A 17,035-nucleotide genomic window follows, 5' to 3' on the forward strand; every position below is an offset into this window, starting at 1 on the left:
TTCAATTCACCAAGGGCGTTCCGCAAGGAACGCCCTTTTTGCTTTCTTCCGTCCAGATGTTGGGGCATTGCTTCGGGGTTCCCCCGGACGCACACGCCATGCCAGACAAGACGCCAGCGCCGGAAAAGAAACGACACGCTCTCGAGACCGAGGTCATCTGGGCGGTCATCGGTCTTTATTTGTTCATCGCCGGCGTCCTTCTGCTCATCCACCACCTTCAACCCGCCGGACAGGAGACCCAGACCTCCTCCCCGTCGCCAAGCCACGCATCGCATTACGGTGTTCCCGGGGGCGAGCCCCACGCTGTGCGTCCGGAAGAACCGACCCGGCCATGATTACCGCGTTTTTCAAGGACGGCGAAACATTCCGTTTCATCCGCGAAGTGCAGACGGTCGAGGAACTGCACGAGGCCATGTGGATCGATGTTCTGCGCCCCACGCCGGAGGAAAAAGACATCCTGCGTTCGGCCCTCGGCATCGAACTCACCCTCCAGCACCCGACGATCTACCACGAGGATGACACGCTGTTCATGACGATGGGGTTGGTCAGCAAGGACGAGGAGAACAACACGCGCGTCAACAAGCTCACATTCATTCTGCACGAAGAGTGCGTTGTCACGTTGCACGAGATCGAGCTGATGCCGGTGGCTGTTTTCGCCCAACGCATTCGCCGCAAAGCCCATCTTTATGGGACACCTCAGAAAATCCTCTGGGGCCTGCTTTTCTCGCTCAGCGAAACGGTCGCCGACCGCGTCGAGGCCGTCGGCACGGACCTCGAGCAATTGTCGCACAATATTGCCGAGATGCCGACCGAACTGGGGACCGGAAAGACCGGCACCATGACGGAAATCAGCGAACTCCTCGCCGAGCTGTCGCGCTACGAGGACTTCATTTCCCAGAGCGGCGAGAGCGTCCTCCAGCTTGCGCGCGTTGTCCGTTACTTCAACGCGGAGGTGGACGGATTCGCCGAGGCCGAGTTGCAGGCCCGCGTGAACGAACTGGCGGCCGACGTCGCCGGCATCAAGGACCACCTCGCTTTCGAACACGACAAAGTCCGCTATCTGCAGCAGGCATCGATGGGCATCCTCAACATGCAGCAGAACCAGATCGTCAAAGTCTTCACCATCCTCACCGCCGTGTTCCTCCCGCCCACGCTGGTCGGCACGATGTATGGCATGAACTTCGCCTACATGCCGGAGCTGTCATGGAAGTGGGGATTCCCCGTGACCATCCTGCTCACTTTCCTCTCGGCCATCCTCCCGCTTATCTACATCAAGAAAAAGCGCTGGCTGCGCTGATCACTCGTGGCGAGGGAGAAAAAACAGCGCATCGCCACGGAAGCCGCGCCGGAGCTGCGGACAAACCCCTTTGCCTCCCTCGATCTCGGACCGCTCCGTGATGCGCCGGCCGAATCTGCAACGCGCCCCGCACCGAAAAAGGAGCCGAAAGAGCGCCTGCTACTGCGTCGCGAAACCGCGCACCGCGGCGGCAAAACAGTCCTTGTACTCGAAGCATTTTCCCCTGCTTGGAGCACGGCGAAACTCGAAGACCTGCTCCACGACCTCAAAACAGCCCTCGGCTGCGGCGGAAAAACCTTCGGGCGCAAAATCGAAATCCAAGGCGACCAACCCGACCGGCTTCAACCGCTGCTCGAAGCCCGTGGATTCACCGTCAAACGCGGCTGGTGAGACAAACGTATTCGCTCAGGCATCCTTGCGGTCGCCGGCATCTTCCGCCGAATCCGGCAGAAGCTTCGCATGCACGGACAGCACACGCCGGTCGTCCGCCTGCCGCACCGTGAATTCATAGCCGTCAAAAACGATATTTTCGCCCTTCGCGGGAAGGTGTCCGAGTTCGTGCGTGATGTAGCCGCCGATCGTGCTGACCTCGGCACTCTCGACCTTGATGCCGAGAAGATCCCCGAGTTCATGCAGCGCCATCCCGCCATCGAGCAGGAATTCCCCTTCCCCGACTTTGCGATACTCCGCTTCGTCGGAGTCGAACTCGTCCTGGATTTCACCCACCAACTCCGCCAACACGTTGTCCAGCGTGACGATACCGACCGCCCCGCCGTATTCATCCACCGCCAGCGCGAGGTGCGCGCCCTTTCCGAGGAAAACCTTGAGCAATCTTTCCAAGGGCATCAGCTCGGGCACGTGGACAAGCTCGCGCTTGATCGACATCAGGTCGGAACGCTCCTCGTGCACCATCGCAATCAGGTCCTTGATGTGGATCAAGCCGACGGCTTTGTCCAGATGGCCGCGGCAAAGCGGGAACCTTGTGTGCCGCGACGTCATCGCGGTGCCGAGGTTGGCGTCGAAGCTCTCGTCCAGATCGAGAAAGACCACCTCGCCGCGCGGCGTCATGATGTCGCGCACCACGCGCTTCCGCATATCGAGAGCGTTGATGAGGATTTCCCTCCCAAGTTCGCTCACGGGCGCGTCCTCGCCCTCCACGCCCGTCTCGAGAATGGAACGCAGCTCCTCGGCCGTGTGGACCGTTTCGTGGCCCGACGCGGGCTTGAGACGGAACACCACGCGCAGCAGCCAGCCCGAGGAGAAGTTTATGACATGGATGAACGGACGGAAGATGGCGTAGAAAAAACGCATCGGCCACGCGCAGAGCAGGAGGATCTGGCGCGCCCGGCGAATGGCGAGAATCTTCGGGGCCTGCTCGCCCACGACAATATGAAGGAACGTGATGATACCGAACGCAAGGGCGAACGAGAGCGCCGCGAGGAGGTCCGGACGGCTGACGCCCAGCGATCCGAGGACGGGCGCCAACAACCGAGCCACGAACGGTTCGCCGGACCATCCGAGGCCGAGGCTCGTGAGGGTGATGCCTAGTTGTGCCGCCGAGAGGTAGGCCTCCATGTGTCGCAGGATCTCGCGCGCAGCCCGGGCACGGCGACGTCCGGGCAGCGACTCCGCGTCCAGCTGTGATGCGCGCACCTTGACGACGGCGAACTCGAAAGCGACGAAGAAGGCGTTGAGCGCGACCAGAATCGCAACGGCAAGAAGTTGGAACAATACCGTGTCAGGCTCGGCACGCTGCGCCGATGCTGATATCGGAAAAGTGGAATCCATGGGAAGGCGACAAGTGACGGGGGGTAATGTCCAGCGGCGCCCGCCTCAGGCCGCTTGAACATCTGCGGCACCGGAGCGGCGCCGCGCGCAACTCCTTACCAGCTTGCTTTTGTGACACCCGGGATGAGCCCGGCGCAGGCGAGTTCGCGGAAAGTCAGTCGGGACATCTGGAACTCGCGGATGAAGGCACGCTTGCGGCCGGAAACGCGGCAGCGGTTGGACAGACGGACGGGGCTGGCGTTGCGCGGCAGTTGCGAAAGGGCGAGGTAGTCACCCTTGGCTTTCAGTTCGGCACGCAGCTTCGCGTATTTCTCTACGGTTTGCCGCTTGCGCTTTTCGCGCTCTTTCCAGGAAGTCTTGGCCATGTTGGTAATTGATGAACTGTTCATAATGGGCATCCCATCGAGCCTTTGCAAGCCAGTTTTGGAAAAAGAGCCAAAATCCCGATTGCACGCTCGAAAGAATTGACACCACCGGGGGGAGCGACAATGCTACCAACTCTGTCGCTGGCGGGCCCATCATCGCCACGGCCCTAATGGAAAAGAAGTAACCCCGCCATGAACGAGCCCAAAAAGGAAACAGTCAGAATCGTCCTCCCGCCCCGGCGCGACGGCAAGCCATCAGCAGCCAATCCCCGCGAAGCCGCGATGATCAACCTTCCACCCAAACCCCTTCCCACTGCTGCCGGCGCTCCTCCGAGCATGCCCGCACCGCCCAAGCCACCGGGCATTCCGCTGCCGCCAAAACCAGCCGCCATCGGTGCACCGGTTGCTCCCAAGCCTCCGCTTCCAGCATCGCTTGGCACAACGCCGCCAGCAACCGCCGCAACTCCCAAGCCTCCTGTTGCCGCCCCTGTTGCTCCCAAGCCCGCTGCACCAACCGCCATGCCCGCGGTGCCCAAACCTCCCGGCGCCCAACCGGTTCCCACGCCTTCGGGAGCGGCCTCGAAACCTCCGATTCCCGCTCAGCCGGCCGCTGCAAAACCTCCTGCTCCGCCGGCTCCTGGGGCTGTTGCTGCTCCGAAGCCGCCTGTCCCTGCGCCGCCCGTTGGCGCACCGAAACCGCCCGCTCCAGCCATCGCACCCGCCGCTGCCGGCCCCGTGGTTCCCAAACCGCCCGGCGCCGTTGCCGCACCTCCGGCTCCCTTGAAGCCGGGCGCCCCGGTCCCCGCAGCAGCTCCGGCGATCTTGAAACCCGCGGCCGCACCTCCGCCAGCTGCGGCGGAAGCCAAAAAGAGCACCGCCAAGGTGGAAGCCATTCCGCCCGCGCGTCCGACGCCGCAAGCCACGGTCAAAATCGGCACAGCGAGCGCGGCGGCAACACCCGCTCCAGCCATAAAGACCGAGGCAAAAATCGAAGCCCTACCCTCGGTTGCGGCTCCCGACCAACTTACCGGCATTCTCGCAATCGCTGCCGTGGTGATGGCACTCGCCGCCCTCGGTATGCAAGTGTGGATGTTCCTCTGAAACAAATCCAAACAAACAAACCCACAAACATGGCCAGCGCCAACGTCCTGCAACTCGACGACAGCAACTTCGACAAGGAAATCAACAAAGGAGCAGCTCCCGTCCTCGTGGATTTCTGGGCCCCGTGGTGCGGCCCCTGCCGCATGATCGCGCCGGTGCTCGACAAAATCGCCGATGCCACCGTCGGCCAAGCCTACGTGGCCAAGGTCAACGTCGATGAAGCCCCCGGCGTCGCCAGCCGCTTCCGCGTCTCGTCCATTCCCACCCTGCTCTTCTTCAAAAACGGCGAGGTGCACGAACAGGTCGTCGGGCTTCAAGGCGAAGCCGACCTCATGGCGCGGCTCAAAGCCCTGATGTAGTTCATGGCCGAGCGATGACAGTTGAGGGAAAATCCAGCCCTCATAAGCGGGATCTCCCAAACCTCAGCCTTCAACCTGCCTCCTCTCGGGCCCTCCCCGCGGCACTCGCCCGGGAAACCGCGCATCTCGCACGCGACACCAACCTGTTCCTCGGCACCTCCTCATGGAAATACGAGGGCTGGCTCGGGCAGATCTACGACGAGCAGCGCTACATCGCGCGCGGAAAGCTCTCGCACAAACGCTTCGAGACGGGATGTCTTGAAGAATACGCCGAAATCTTCCCCACCGTCTGCGTCGATGCCGGCTACTACCGCTTCCCCTCGGAAAAATACCTCGCGAATCTCTGCGCGCAGGTGCCGGACAACTTCCGCCTGTCGTTCAAAGTCACCGACGAGATCACGGTGAAAAAATTCCCGAAGCTCGAGCGCTTCGGCGACCGCGCGGGCACGGACAACCGGCATTTCCTCGACGCCGGGCTCTTCGTCGACGCGTTTCTCGGTCCGCTTTCACCCCATCGAAAAAAGACCGGTGTCCTCATCTTCGAGTTCTCCGCGTTTTATCCGGCCCACTTTGCACGGCTGCGCGACTTCATTGTCTTGCTCGACGAATTTCTCGGACGCCTCCCCGCCAACTGGCAATACGGCGTCGAGGTGCGCAACGCCAAACTGCTGCGTCCGGAATATTTCGATGTCCTTCGCACGCACAACGTCACGCATGTCTTCAACAGTTGGACGCGCATGCCGCCCGTCGAGGAACAGATGGCAATACCCGGGGCCTTCACAACAGACTTTTTCACCGCGCGATTTCTCCTGAGACCCGGGCGTGCTTACGAACAGGCGGTCAAAGAATTCCAGCCTTACGCCGAGACGAAAGAAACGAACAAAGAAGCCCGTGCCGCCCTGCGCTCGCTCATCCAACGCAGCGTCGCGGCACCGACCGCGTGTCCTTCCTACGCCTTTGTGAACAACCGGCTCGAAGGCAATTCGCCCAACACCATCGCCGCCGCGCTAGACATCAAGTTGTAGCGGGCTCGTCCTCGTCGCCGGCCGTTTTGGAAATTCGTCACTACATTTTCGGGAGCAAAAACCTCAACGCGACCGGCAGGCGTCTGGCCCAAGCCTTCTCGTTGTGCCCGTCACCCTCACCCGGATTCCACAAGAAATCCCCGCCTTCGACATACCCCTGTTTGAGCAACGCCTCGCGGACGGCCAATGCGTCCTGCCAGTAGTCGCCCGTCAGATTGCCTGTTTCTTCCGTTCCCATGTCCATGTAGATGCGCAGGCTGTCCTTCTTGGACCCGGCCTTGACCGCTTCGGTGAAATTCGGACTCGTCCAAAACGCGGGCGAAAAAACGCCGACCGAGCCGAAAGCATCCGTGTTCAGCCCGAGCCACAGCGAAACAAGTCCGCCCATCGAAGAACCGGCAACGGCGGTGTTTTCTTTTTCCGGCAGCGTGCGGTATTTCCCATCGATCGCCGGCTTCACTTTATTGAGAAAAAACTTGGCGTAGCGATCGCAGATTCCGTTGCCGCGCGAAGCATCCCGCGGATTCACATCGGAAGGAGGTTGGTATTCCGTGATGCGCGCGTTCCCCGCATCTGCCTCGTTGTTCGGCACAGCCACAATGATCGCCTCGCGCAGTCGTCCGGCTTTCATTTCTTCCGCCGCGGCATCCTCCGCGAACCAGCAGCCGATTGGTCCGCCCGGGCGGAACACATTCTGTCCGTCGTGAAAATACAGCACCGGAAAGCGCGCTTCGCCGTCGTCATAGCCCGGCGGCAGCCAGACTCGCAACTCGCGCGAAGGAATGGCTGCGTCATCGGAGTCCACCCTCAAAGTCTCGATCCGTTCCCCCGCCAAAGCATTCGCCGCCAGCAAAACCATGAGGTGAAGCGTTGCCATGCTCCGCGGGGGCCGCTGCATCCTCATCACGGGTCTCCTCTGTGCCCCTTGCACTATCTGCGGTCAATCTCTTCTTATTGCGCACACACAAAGGACCCCGCACGTCACCGGCAGATGCCGCCGGAATACAGGGAACTAAGCGATTCCCAGCACACAAGGCGGAAGAGCCGTGCGAGACAAGCGACGGGAAAACACAGACAAAGATTGACCGGGACCCGCGATCCGCCTGCCATCAGAACGATGAATCCTTGGATCCTTGCCGCAAGGCCCCGCACTTTGGGTGCAGGCATTATTCCCGTGCTTGCCGGAGCGGCGCTGGCGTTCGCTGCGGGCATGTTTGATCCCGTCACCACAGCCTTGATTGTCGCGTGTGCCGTCCTGATCCAAATCGCGACAAATTACTTCAATGACGCCATCGATCATGCCAAGGGCGCCGATGCCTCCGGCCGCATCGGCCCGGTGCGGGTCACATCCGCCGGCCTGCTTCCGGCCCCGGACGTGATGCGCGCCGGCGCGGCGTGCCTCGCGCTCGCCGTGCTATTTTCCATTCCACTCGTCGTGCGGGGCGGATGGCCGATTGTCGCCATAGGCGCTCTTTCCATGCTTTTCGCTTACGCTTACACGGGCGGGCCTTTCCCGTTGGCCTACCTCGGGCTCGGCGAAATCTTCGTGGTCCTTTTCTTCGGCCTTGTCGCGGTGGCGGGCACCTTTTACCTCAACACGCTCGAACTTTCGCCCGCGGCACTCCTGGCCGGACTGCAAATCGGACTCCACTCCAGCGTGCTGCTCGCGGTGAACAACTTGCGCGACATAGAGTCCGATCGCGCCGCGCACAAACGCACATTGGCCGCGCGTTTCGGATTGGTCTTCGCCCGGCGGGAAAACGCAACGCTCATTCTCGCACCTTTTGTCCTCGGCATTCTGTGGCTGCCGCTGGGCTGCTTCTGGGCATTCATGCTGCCGCTGATAACCTTGCCGCATGCATGGTGGTTGACGCGCGCCTGTCTCGAAGCGCAACCCGATCGCAGCGTCAACCAACTCCTCGCCCAAGCTGCCGCGCTCCACGCGGTCTTCGGACTTCTCCTCGCCGCCGGATTCATCATCCCGTGAAAATCCGCGCGCACCATTACACGCTGCAACCCGGACCAGATCGCTGGCGCGCTGCGCACTCGCCACGCAGCGGCGCCCTGATCGAAGTCACCTTCGAAGATGCGGCAGTTGGCTACGCCGATCTGCATCCGTGGACCGAATTCGGCCATGCGCCGCTCGAAGAACACTTGGCATCGCTTTCCAAAGGCCAACCGACGCATTTGGCCAACCTTGCCCTCCGCCATGCGCGCACCGATGCGGCCGCGCGATGCGCGGGTGTTTCCCTTTTCGAGGGTCTGCCCGAGGTCCGAAGCCACGCCCTCTTTACGGAATGGGTGTCAGCCCCCCTCGACGTCTTCGAACAATGCGACGCGGATGGTTATGAGGTTGCCAAACTCAAGATCAGACGTGATCCGGCACGCGAATCGGATGCACTGAATGCCCTCGCGGATATTCCCCTGCGTTGGCGCCTCGATGCGAACGGTGCATTCGGCACCGGCAGCAATAAAACGGAAGCCTGGCTCTCCAAACTCTCTCCTTCCATCCGCCAAAACATCGAATTCCTCGAAGATCCTTGCGCTTACAATCCGGATAAATGGTCTGAGCTTTCGATACATGCAAAGCTGCCTCTCGCCCTTGACTGGGAACTCCCGCCATTCTCCGCAGCCCCATGGCCCGGCGCGCAGATCCTCGTGATCAAACCCGCCTCACAGGATGCTTTTTCGCTCGCCCTCTCTGCTGCTCACGCCGGCATGGAAATCGTCGTGACCCACAGTATGGATCATCCGCTCGGGCAAAGCGTCGCGCTCTGGACCGCGATGCGCCTGCGCCAGAGACACGGCGATCTCGTTCGCAACGGCGGGCTCCAAGCCACCGGTCTTTACGCGGCCGACACCTTCAGCGAACAAATCAAAACACGCGGCCCGCAAACTATACCGCCGCCGGGAACAGGCTTCGGCTTCGATGACGAACTTGCAGCTCTTCGCTGGTCCGACCTCGCGCGCGAATAACAGCGCGCCACGCACCTTGTGTCCGTAAATCGCCGGGGATAAACAACGAACCGCTGCGGACAGATGCCGAGGTCACTTCACGCATCAGAGCACCGCCATGGGATCGACGTCCACCACCACATGCGTGTCCTTGGGCAACTTTATCGCCTTCAATGAGTCTTTGATCGCTTGGGTGAGCGCGCGGATTTGCTTTCCGCGCGCCACGACTTGGTAGCGATACATCCCCCGGACCCGCGCAAGCGGCGCAGGTGCAGCGGGACTCACCATGACGGATGGCGGCACGGCTGCGGACAGCTTTTGCGCGAGCGTCCGTGAGGCGAACTCTGCTTTCTGTTCCGTGTCGGCCCGCGCGGTGATCAGCACGAGATGCGAGAACGGCGGATGCCCGAAATTTTTGCGCATCTCGAGTTCGTGCACGGCAAATCCATCGAAATCGTGCGACTTGGCGAATTGCAGCGAAGGGTGCGACGGCGTGAAAGTCTGCACGATCACCTCGCCCTCGGCATCACCGCGACCGGCGCGGCCGGCCACTTGGACGAGGAGCTGAAAGGTGCGTTCCCCGGCGCGGAAGTCGGGCAAATGCAGGGCGGAATCGGCGCTGATGATCCCGACCAAGGTGACCCCCGGAAAGTGCAGGCCCTTGGCGATCATTTGCGTGCCGACCAGAATGTCGATCTTGCGCGCACGGAAGGAACCGAGCGTCTCGTGATACGCGTTCTTCCGCGTCATGGTGTCGGAATCCATCCGTGCGACTCTCGCCTGCGGAAACATCTTGCGCACGGCGGCCTCGACTTTTTCCGTGCCCACACCGCTGAAAGCGATCTGCGGGTCATGGCACTGCGGACACCGCCGCGGCGGCTTCTCGGCGTAGCCGCAAATGTGGCAACGCGCGCGGTCCTCGGCACGGTGCAACGCCAATGACACACTGCAGTGCGGACACTCGATCTTTTTGCCGCAGGCCTTGCAGGCGAGGACAGTGAAGAATCCGCGGCGGTTGAGAAAAAGAATCGTCTGCTCGTTTTTTGCGAGGCGCGCCTCGACGGCGGACGCAAGCTTCGGCGAGATGAACTGGTCGCTGCGTTCGCCGTCCTTGCTGCGCAGACGCATATCGACGACCCGGAACACAGGCAGGACGCATCCGTCGTGACGGTGCGTCAGTTCGAGCAGTTCGTATTTGCCCTTGCGGCAATTTTCGAAGCTTTCAAGGGACGGCGTGGCCGATCCGAGCAGCACAGCGCACGGCTCCATGTTCCCGCGGACGACAGCCAAGTCGCGAGCATGGTATCGGGGACCTTCGTCCTGCTTGTAGGACGTGTCGTGCTCCTCGTCGACAACGATGAGACCGAGGTTTTCCAACGGGGCGAAAACCGCGCCGCGCGCACCGATGACGATGCGCGCCTTCCCGTCCCGCACGCGGTGCCATTCGTCGTGGCGCTCGCCTTCGCTGAGGTGGCTGTGCAGCACGGCGACTTCGATACCCTCGGGCGCAAAACGTGAACTGAAGCGTTCCACCGTCTGCGGCGTGAGCGAGATTTCCGGCACGAGCACAAGCGCGGTCTTTCCTGCGTCGAGCACCTCGGCGATGGCCCGGAGGTAAACCTCGGTCTTGCCGCTGCCCGTGATGCCTTTGAGGACGACCGGCTTGTGTTTTGCGGGATCGCAGAGGGCCGGACGCAGTCTTTCAAGTGCCTGCTCCTGCTCGGCGCTCAACTTCGGCGGTTTCGACGCGACGAAGTCGTGCGATGCGAGCGGAGCACGCCGCACTTCCTCGGACGTGATTGAGACCATGCCACGCCGCGCCAAGGCCCTTAGCGCGGCGTCGGAAGAACCTGTCTCGGCGGTCAGCTTCGCGACGGGCAAGGGTCCGGATGTTTGGAGATGATCGACGATTGCCGCCTGCCGCGGCGCCTTCACACGAAGCGCGGCTATTTCCTCGGCACTCACCTTCCGCGCGAGTGCGGCGAAGTTGCGTTTGAGCGGCGCATGACCCGTCTTGCGGACGGCGCGGGGCAAAATGCAACGCAAAGCGTCCTGCTCGTCACACGCGTAATAATCGGCCATCCACTTCGCCAGGCGCATCAGCACAGGCGTCATCTGCGGGCGCTCGTCCATCACCGAGGCGATGGGACGCACACCCTTGGCCGCAGTCGTGTCGGACACGGACATGACCGTTCCGATGACTTGGCGGTTGCGCAGCGGAACGCGCACCCTCGAACCCGGCGCGATGCGCGCCTCCCAACCCGCCGGAATTTCATAATCCAGCTCCTTGCCCGTCGAGCGGTCGAGGATCACTTGGGCGAATCGGGGCATTGCGCAATGCTAACCGGTCCGTCGGCCGCCTCAAGAAGCGCCGCGCTCAAACCCCGACCACGGCCACGGTGATTTCCCGCCGGTGGGGTGCGTGGCGGTGTTCAAGGAGGAAAATGCCCTGCCAGGTCCCGAGGACCATCCGGCCGCCCGCTACGGGTATTGTTTCGCTTGTGCGGGTCAGGGCCATGCGGAGATGACTGGCTGTGTCGTCGGGGCCTTCCATGGTGTGCACATGCCACGCTTCACCATCGGGCGCGATGCGGTCGAGAAACTCGTGCAAATCCTCGCGCGCGGAAGGGTCGGCGTTTTCGAAAATGACGAGACTGGCGCTGGTGTGGCGCACGAAGACAGTCACAATTCCCTCGCGCATTCCCGAGGAATTCAAAATGCGCGACACTTCATCCGTGATCTCGTAGCTGCCGCGGCCGCGCGTGCGGACTTCAAAGTTTGCGGTTTTGGCAATCATGCAAAAGAGCTTTCCGCATTCATCCGTCAACCCCCGACCCCGTAAAGCGCTTTTACCAGACGCGCGGGCCGCGACTCGCGCAGCACGCCGTTTTCCATGCGGTTCATCACGTAAGCGAAGCCTATCCGGTTTTCGGGATCGGCGAAGGCCAGGCTCCCGCCGGCACCGGGATGTCCGAACGCGTTGATCGAAGCCCCCAAAGTAAACCGCAGCTTCGCGCCGGATGCATCGACCGGGTCCATCATGAAGCCTGCGGAGAATGCGGTCGGCTGGCACAGAACAAGATCCGGTCCATTACTCAAGCGCGTCGTCAGCGCTTCGCGCCAAGGACCATGGAAAAACTTTCCGCATGCGAGGCTGTCGTAGAATTTCGCCAGGGCACAGGCGCTGCCGATCCCGCCAAACGAGGGATTTTCCACACGCCAAACCTCCGAGCGGTTGGTCGCGGCCGCCCCCGCCACCCCCGCCGGCTGTGCGAACGCTCGCGCGGTGAGTGAGGAGGGATCGGCCAGCGCATGTTCGAAAGGTCCGGGCTCTTTCAAATCCTTGAGACGTGCGGCCTGCAAACGCGCCATGCGCCCGTGGTATTCGTCAGGAAGACCGATCCAGAAATCCAAACCGAGCGGATCGGCGAAGTTCTCCCGCCAATACCGACCGAGGGACTTTTGCGCAAGGCGGCGAACGATGGCATCGAGCCAAAAACCCGATGTGCGCGGCGCGTAACCATGGGCTGTGTCCGGCGGCCAGTTTGGATGTTGCGCAGCCAGCGCGGCAGCAACGGCTTCAAGATCGGAAACATGGAGTCCCTCGCGTTCGAGCACCGCCATGCCGGCGCGGTGGGCGAGCAACTGCGCCAGAGTGATTTGTTCTTTTCCCGCGGCCCCGAACTCCGGCCACACCTCGGCCACGGGCGTCTCGAGACCGATGCCCGCCGTCTGCAGCGCATGCAGCACGCAGGCGGCAGCCGGGCCTTTCGTGGCCGACCAAACAAGCACGAGCGTTTTTCCATCCCACCGTTCCGCATGCCCCGCATCGCGCCAGCCGTCGTGCAACCGCAGCACCTCGTCACCGTCCTGCCAAACACAAACCTCGGCCCCCAACTCCTCGCCACGCACGAAGTTTTCCTCGAACGCCGCACGCACACGCGAGAGCGCCTGTTCATCAAGAGGCCGCATCAGAATCTTCCGCTCAAACCGGAAAGGTCGGGATCATGGCGCGCGACCTCGCGAAATTTCCCGTCCATGCCGAAGCTGGTGCGGAGACATTTCTTCGCTTCGTCCGGATCGCCCAGCACCGCGTGGTAGCAGCCGAGGTTGTAGAAATAGACCGGTTCCCGCTGCAGCGACTCGGGGCCCCGGTTCAAAAGTGCCACGGCCTCGGCCGTGCGACCGAGTTCATGCAGGCAAAAAGCGCCGTGGATGTAAGCAAGCGGGAATCCCGGGCGCGCAGCCCGCAGCTCCTCGCAAGCCGCCAAAGCCTGCTGCCAGCGCTGCGAGCGCATGAGAATGTAGACGCGCAGCTGCACGGCGTCTTCGCTGCCGCGCTCCCCGGAGGGAACACGCTCGAGTTCCGCCAGCGCTTCGTCGGGCATGCCCAACTCCATGTAGCCTTGGGCCGCGTTGATGTGGTGTTGCAGCACGAGGCGGTTAGCTAAGTTCAAACACGGCGCGTGTGCAAATGTTTCGCCCGGTCGCGCCCCAAAGCCCCCTTGATTTCCCCGGCCAGCCTCGGCCCCATGCCGGGCACCGCCGCGATCTCTTCCAGAGGGGCGCGGCGCAGACGCTCCACCGATCCGAACGCGCGGAGCAATGCCTTCTTGCGCGATGCATTGATTCCCTCGATATCGTCGAGCCGGCTCTCCGAAATCCGCCGCTTCATAAGCAGCCGGTGATAGGAATTGGCCACGCGGTGCGCCTCGTCGCGGATGCGTTGCAACATTTGCAGGGCACCATTGTCGTGGGGCAGGCGCAACGGCTGCGGATCGTGCGGGAAATAAATTTCCTCGCGCTCCTTGGCCAGGCCGATCACGGGTTGTCCGCGAAGGCCTAGGCGCGCAAGTTCGGCGCAGGCGCTGGAGAGTTGGCCCCGGCCGCCATCGACAATGATCAGGTCGGGCAAACGCATGGAATCGGGAAGGCGAAGACGCGCCACCGCCTCGCCCGGTTCCTCCTGCGAAAACTCGGCCTCATCGGACCCGACTTCGCGCGCCTGCGCCAGCAACCACGAATACCTCCGCCGGACAACCTCCGCCATGCTGGCGAAGTCGTCCTGACCTTTGACCGTCCTGATCCGGTAGCGGCGGTAATTCGTGCGGTCCGGCACGCCGTCTTTGAAACGCACCATCGAGGCCACGATGTGGGTCGCCGTGATGTTCGAAATGTCGAAGCATTCCATGACGGCGGGCGGGCGCCCCAGGCCGAGCGCCTCTCCGAGCGCCGCCAAATCCCCCTTTGGATCCTGGGTCGAAGGGAGGGAGTCTCCCCGCAGAAAACGACGGGAACGGGCCGCGGTGCGACGCAACGCGGTGATGAGATCGCGCAGCGCGGCGGCTTTTTCGAAATCATGTTTGGCCGCGGCGGCCCGCATTTCCTCCTCAAGCTCACCGGGGATTTCCTTGCTTCGCCCCTCGAGAAACGCGCAGGCCTCCAGCACGCGCGCGCGGTAGTCCGCCTCGCTGATTTTGCCGATACATGGCGCCGAGCAGTTTTTGATGATGTCGTCGTGGCAATGCCGGTAATCCTTTTCGCCGGGCACGCGCGGACGGCAGGAGCGCAGTCCGAATTTGCGCTGCAATATGGCCAGGGTCGCGCGCAGCGCACCGGAGTGCGCGTAGGGTCCGTAGTAGCGGGCACCGTCGTTTTTTTTGAGCCGCACAAGCGTGAAACGCGGAAACGGGTCGTCGAGATTGACTTTGAGCTGGAGGAAATTTTTGTCGTCGCGGAACGACACGTTGTATTTCGGGCGGTATTCTTTGATCAGCCTTCCTTCGAGCAAAACGGCTTCCGCGTCCGAACGAACGACATGCAGGCTGAAGTCCCAGACTGAATCCAACAGGGCGCGCGTTTTCAGGTCGGCCAGGCGCGAACGCGCCGGAGTGAAATATTGGGCCAGGCGCTTGCGCAGGTCGCGGGCCTTGCCCACGTAGATAACGCGGCCAAGCCTGTCCCGCATGAGGTAAACACCAGGTTTGTGCGGCACCTCGTGCAGGCGTGCGCGCAAATCGGGTCTCTCCTTGGCAGGCGGCATGGTGAATCCGAATATAGCCTTCATCGGGGGCTCCGCCATCCTTGCATCGCGGGCGACATCCTATAATTTGGACGGTCAGATGAGACCCTTCGTCCTGCTGGCCGCCGCGCCCTCCGTCGCATTTGCCCAAGCCGCGCCGTCTCCGGTGCCGCAGCCCGAGTCGAGCCTGTGGCAGGTGATCGTGTCGGGCGGTCCGGTCATGATCCCGCTCGGAATCCTGTCCGTCATCGGCGTAACGCTTGTCATCGTTTATCTATTCACGCTGCGGCGCGGTGCGATCGTGACCAAGCGCTACATGACGACGGCCGATGCGCTCTTGCGCAAGCGTGACTACCTCGGGCTGCTGGCCATCTCCAACCGGCATCGTGAAGCCGTGGCGGGAGTGATGCAAAAAACATTGGATTTCGTGACCCAGCACCCCGACGCGACATTCGCCGAAGCACGCGAAATCGCCGAGACCGAGGGCACCCGGCAGGCGGCCGCGCTCAACCAGCGCATCGCATACTTGGCCGACATCGGGACCATCGCGCCGATGCTCGGATTGTTCGGCACGGTGCTGGGCATGATCAAATCTTTCAGCGTGGTAGCCAGCGACATCGTCGCCTCGCGTCCCATCATGCTGGCGGAAGGGGTTTCCGAGGCACTCGTCACCACGGCGGCCGGACTTCTCATCGGCATCCCCGCCATGGCGGCTTACGCCTTCTTCCGCGGACGCGTGCAGGCCCTCATTGCCGAGTTGGAGGCTGCATCGACGCGCCTTGTCGCCCTGCTTGCCGTGGCCTTCTCGCGGGGGCACTAGAACCTATCCCAAAACCTCGCGGGGTGGCGCAGGGTCATAGCGGAGCGGATAGCAAGGCGCGAGCAAGGGAGCGATGCCTCTGCGCATCGTGACTGGCGAAGCAACGCCGCCAGACGCCCCGCCATGGCCCTGCCCGAGAGGGTTGCGGCGCTTTTCTTCCGTGGCTGCGTCGCGGCGCCCGGGACTGTATCGCAGAGGATACAGCCACATCGCTTGCTCCTTGCCACAAACGAAAATTATCCGCAACGCCACCGCGCCAGGTTTTAGGATAGGTTCTGGAACCGTTTTTGCTGGATTCCGCGGCGGCACAGGATAAGAGAGATCCGTGCGTCTGTCCCCTCTTCTGCCCCTCGCTTGCCTGGCAATCGCGGCGTGTGCCACGCCGGAAAACCGCCGGGAGCAATACGGTCCATTCTATTCCTACAAGCCGATGCCCTACAACGCGCCCGTGGCCGGCGAACCTTACAAGTCCCCCAACGAAACCACGGTCTGGTATGGGCCCGACGAGAGGCGCATGATTTTGGGGACTTGGGGCCAGGGCGGCCACCGTCCGTATTTGGACTACCCTTGCACGCCGTGGAGCGTCGATGAGCGGATCATCAGCCGCTTCAACACCAAGGGCCTGCGCGCACAGAAAATCGCCGACCGCGAACTTGCGCAGCGTTAGCCGCCGCGGAGAAAATCGCGCAGCAGGGCCAAGGCGCGACCACGGTGGCTGAGCGCGTGTTTTTCCGCAGCCGTCATTTCCGCGAATGTGCGCTCGCCACCCTCGGGCACAAACAACGGATCGTAGCCGAAGCCTCCCTCGCCGCGTTCAGTCTCCGCGATGATTCCTTCCACCGCACCGGAGAACGTGCGGACGACAGCGCCGCTTTTCGCCAGGGCCAGAACGCAGCGGAATCTCCCCCGGCGCCCTTCGCCGCCCAAGCCTTTCATTTTTTCCAACAGCAGGGCGCGGTTCTGCTCCATGCAGGCGGACTCCCCGGCAAAGCGCGCCGAGTGCACGCCGGGCGCGCCTCCGAGCGCGTCCACCTCCAGACCCGAATCGTCCGCCAAAGCCCACCCGTCGTAATGCGGCGATGCGGACAGCGCCTTGATGCGCGCGTTTTCCTCGAAGGTGGCGCCGCTTTCCTCGGCCTCCGGAACTCCGGCAAGGGCGGTCAGGTCATTCACTTCCCAGCCGTCCCCCAGAATCTCCCGAACCTCGCGTGTTTTGTGAGGATTGCGCGTGGCCAGAAGCAGGCGTTTCTTTGACACGTTCGTCATTCCCGGCAAAATGCGCGCTCACCGCCACCGGCGGCAA

19 protein-coding genes are annotated in these 17,035 nt (G+C 62.5%); 10 read left to right on the forward strand and 9 right to left on the reverse strand.

Features of this window, described 5'->3' with window-relative positions; translation table 11 throughout:
* Positions 1-98: 98 nt before the first annotated feature.
* The 3 genes from FGM15_08185 to FGM15_08195 are packed head-to-tail and all read left to right on the forward strand — an operon-like array spanning position 99 to position 1,687.
* Positions 99-335, forward strand: coding sequence for a hypothetical protein (locus FGM15_08185; GenBank protein MBU3665836.1), 237 nt, complete (start codon positions 99-101; stop codon positions 333-335).
* The gene (locus FGM15_08190) at positions 332-1,297 is read left to right on the forward strand and encodes a magnesium transporter CorA (protein MBU3665837.1); all 966 of its coding nucleotides are present in this window, start codon (positions 332-334) and stop codon (positions 1,295-1,297) included. The genes FGM15_08185 and FGM15_08190 overlap by 4 nt, the downstream gene beginning before the upstream one ends.
* Positions 1,298-1,327: 30 nt before the next feature.
* On the forward strand, positions 1,328-1,687 hold the full coding sequence (locus FGM15_08195) for a translation initiation factor (GenBank protein MBU3665838.1): 360 nt from the start codon (positions 1,328-1,330) through the stop codon (positions 1,685-1,687).
* A gap of 15 nt (positions 1,688-1,702) precedes the next feature.
* On the opposite strand, the gene FGM15_08200 is transcribed toward FGM15_08195, so the two are convergent.
* Together FGM15_08200 and rpsN are read right to left on the reverse strand one after the other, a co-directional pair.
* A complete protein-coding gene (locus FGM15_08200; protein ID MBU3665839.1) occupies positions 1,703-3,085 on the reverse strand; it encodes an HlyC/CorC family transporter in 1,383 nt (460 codons plus the stop codon).
* Positions 3,086-3,180: 95 nt separating this feature from the next.
* Positions 3,181-3,450 carry a 30S ribosomal protein S14 gene (gene rpsN, locus FGM15_08205; GenBank protein MBU3665840.1) on the reverse strand — a complete coding sequence of 90 codons (270 nt, stop codon included), beginning with the start codon at positions 3,448-3,450 and terminating at the stop codon, positions 3,181-3,183.
* A gap of 192 nt (positions 3,451-3,642) precedes the next feature.
* Between rpsN and FGM15_08210 the strand changes: the two genes are divergently transcribed.
* From FGM15_08210 to FGM15_08220, 3 genes are read left to right on the forward strand one after another with little or no spacing between them, the layout of a single operon-like run.
* The gene (locus FGM15_08210; GenBank protein ID MBU3665841.1) at positions 3,643-4,551 is read left to right on the forward strand and encodes a hypothetical protein; all 909 of its coding nucleotides are present in this window, start codon (positions 3,643-3,645) and stop codon (positions 4,549-4,551) included.
* Between the two features lie 29 nt (positions 4,552-4,580).
* Positions 4,581-4,910, forward strand: a complete 330-nt coding sequence (gene trxA / locus FGM15_08215; GenBank protein MBU3665842.1) for a thioredoxin — start codon at positions 4,581-4,583, stop codon at positions 4,908-4,910.
* Between the two features lie 14 nt (positions 4,911-4,924).
* Positions 4,925-5,935, forward strand: a complete 1,011-nt coding sequence (locus FGM15_08220; protein MBU3665843.1) for a DUF72 domain-containing protein — start codon at positions 4,925-4,927, stop codon at positions 5,933-5,935.
* A gap of 40 nt (positions 5,936-5,975) precedes the next feature.
* On the opposite strand, the gene FGM15_08225 is transcribed toward FGM15_08220, so the two are convergent.
* Positions 5,976-6,839: an alpha/beta hydrolase gene (locus FGM15_08225; protein MBU3665844.1), complete on the reverse strand. Its 864-nt coding sequence runs from the start codon at positions 6,837-6,839 to the stop codon at positions 5,976-5,978.
* A gap of 213 nt (positions 6,840-7,052) precedes the next feature.
* Here FGM15_08225 and FGM15_08230 point away from each other — a divergent pair, with 213 nt between their 5' ends.
* Positions 7,053-7,922: a 1,4-dihydroxy-2-naphthoate polyprenyltransferase gene (locus FGM15_08230; GenBank protein MBU3665845.1), complete on the forward strand. Its 870-nt coding sequence runs from the start codon at positions 7,053-7,055 to the stop codon at positions 7,920-7,922.
* Positions 7,919-8,911: a hypothetical protein gene (locus FGM15_08235; GenBank protein ID MBU3665846.1), complete on the forward strand. Its 993-nt coding sequence runs from the start codon at positions 7,919-7,921 to the stop codon at positions 8,909-8,911. Before FGM15_08230 ends, FGM15_08235 begins: the two co-directional genes overlap by 4 nt.
* An 84-nt stretch (positions 8,912-8,995) precedes the next feature.
* Here FGM15_08235 and priA read toward each other — a convergent pair whose 3' ends face one another.
* From priA to FGM15_08260, 5 genes are read right to left on the reverse strand one after another with little or no spacing between them, the layout of a single operon-like run.
* Positions 8,996-11,221, reverse strand: a complete 2,226-nt coding sequence (gene priA, locus FGM15_08240; protein MBU3665847.1) for a primosomal protein N' — start codon at positions 11,219-11,221, stop codon at positions 8,996-8,998.
* A 46-nt stretch (positions 11,222-11,267) separates the two neighbouring features.
* On the reverse strand, positions 11,268-11,687 hold the full coding sequence (locus FGM15_08245) for a YjbQ family protein (protein ID MBU3665848.1): 420 nt from the start codon (positions 11,685-11,687) through the stop codon (positions 11,268-11,270).
* A gap of 26 nt (positions 11,688-11,713) precedes the next feature.
* Complete coding sequence (locus FGM15_08250) at positions 11,714-12,862, reverse strand: beta-lactamase family protein (GenBank protein ID MBU3665849.1); 1,149 nt, start codon at positions 12,860-12,862, stop codon at positions 11,714-11,716.
* Positions 12,862-13,326, reverse strand: coding sequence for a tetratricopeptide repeat protein (locus FGM15_08255; protein MBU3665850.1), 465 nt, complete (start codon positions 13,324-13,326; stop codon positions 12,862-12,864). The genes FGM15_08250 and FGM15_08255 overlap by 1 nt, the downstream gene beginning before the upstream one ends.
* Before the next feature lie 17 nt (positions 13,327-13,343).
* Positions 13,344-14,933 carry an excinuclease ABC subunit UvrC gene (locus FGM15_08260; protein ID MBU3665851.1) on the reverse strand — a complete coding sequence of 530 codons (1,590 nt, stop codon included), beginning with the start codon at positions 14,931-14,933 and terminating at the stop codon, positions 13,344-13,346.
* Here FGM15_08260 and FGM15_08265 point away from each other — a divergent pair.
* The gene (locus FGM15_08265) at positions 14,932-15,732 is read left to right on the forward strand and encodes a MotA/TolQ/ExbB proton channel family protein (GenBank protein ID MBU3665852.1); all 801 of its coding nucleotides are present in this window, start codon (positions 14,932-14,934) and stop codon (positions 15,730-15,732) included. The genes FGM15_08260 and FGM15_08265 overlap by 2 nt on opposite strands.
* Positions 15,733-16,057: 325 nt before the next feature.
* Positions 16,058-16,399: a hypothetical protein gene (locus FGM15_08270; protein ID MBU3665853.1), complete on the forward strand. Its 342-nt coding sequence runs from the start codon at positions 16,058-16,060 to the stop codon at positions 16,397-16,399.
* Here FGM15_08270 and rdgB read toward each other — a convergent pair.
* Positions 16,396-16,998 carry an RdgB/HAM1 family non-canonical purine NTP pyrophosphatase gene (gene rdgB / locus FGM15_08275; protein ID MBU3665854.1) on the reverse strand — a complete coding sequence of 201 codons (603 nt, stop codon included), beginning with the start codon at positions 16,996-16,998 and terminating at the stop codon, positions 16,396-16,398. The two genes, FGM15_08270 and rdgB, sit on opposite strands and share 4 nt — an antisense overlap.
* Between the last annotated feature and the right edge of the window lie 37 nt (positions 16,999-17,035).

It is taken from the genome of Chthoniobacterales bacterium (genome assembly GCA_018883245.1).
GTDB lineage: Bacteria > Verrucomicrobiota > Verrucomicrobiia > Chthoniobacterales > JACTMZ01 > JACTMZ01.

Excerpts from the sequence above, each read along its gene's own strand:
- FGM15_08185 (MBU3665836.1), top strand. The coding sequence starts at position 99 with ATGCCAGACAAGACGCCAGCGCCGGAAAAGAAACGACACGCTCTCGAG.
- FGM15_08190 (MBU3665837.1), top strand. The coding sequence starts at position 332 with ATGATTACCGCGTTTTTCAAGGACGGCGAAACATTCCGTTTCATCCGC.
- FGM15_08200 (MBU3665839.1), bottom strand. The coding sequence starts at position 3,085 with ATGGATTCCACTTTTCCGATATCAGCATCGGCGCAGCGTGCCGAGCCT.
- rpsN (MBU3665840.1), bottom strand. The coding sequence starts at position 3,450 with ATGGCCAAGACTTCCTGGAAAGAGCGCGAAAAGCGCAAGCGGCAAACC.
- FGM15_08210 (MBU3665841.1), top strand. The coding sequence starts at position 3,643 with ATGAACGAGCCCAAAAAGGAAACAGTCAGAATCGTCCTCCCGCCCCGG.
- trxA (MBU3665842.1), top strand. The coding sequence starts at position 4,581 with ATGGCCAGCGCCAACGTCCTGCAACTCGACGACAGCAACTTCGACAAG.
- FGM15_08220 (MBU3665843.1), top strand. The coding sequence starts at position 4,925 with ATGACAGTTGAGGGAAAATCCAGCCCTCATAAGCGGGATCTCCCAAAC.
- FGM15_08225 (MBU3665844.1), bottom strand. The coding sequence starts at position 6,839 with ATGAGGATGCAGCGGCCCCCGCGGAGCATGGCAACGCTTCACCTCATG.
- FGM15_08230 (MBU3665845.1), top strand. The coding sequence starts at position 7,053 with ATGAATCCTTGGATCCTTGCCGCAAGGCCCCGCACTTTGGGTGCAGGC.
- priA (MBU3665847.1), bottom strand. The coding sequence starts at position 11,221 with ATGCCCCGATTCGCCCAAGTGATCCTCGACCGCTCGACGGGCAAGGAG.
- FGM15_08245 (MBU3665848.1), bottom strand. The coding sequence starts at position 11,687 with ATGATTGCCAAAACCGCAAACTTTGAAGTCCGCACGCGCGGCCGCGGC.
- FGM15_08250 (MBU3665849.1), bottom strand. The coding sequence starts at position 12,862 with ATGCGGCCTCTTGATGAACAGGCGCTCTCGCGTGTGCGTGCGGCGTTC.
- FGM15_08265 (MBU3665852.1), top strand. The coding sequence starts at position 14,932 with ATGGTGAATCCGAATATAGCCTTCATCGGGGGCTCCGCCATCCTTGCA.
- FGM15_08260 (MBU3665851.1), bottom strand. The coding sequence starts at position 14,933 with ATGCCGCCTGCCAAGGAGAGACCCGATTTGCGCGCACGCCTGCACGAG.
- rdgB (MBU3665854.1), bottom strand. The coding sequence starts at position 16,998 with ATGACGAACGTGTCAAAGAAACGCCTGCTTCTGGCCACGCGCAATCCT.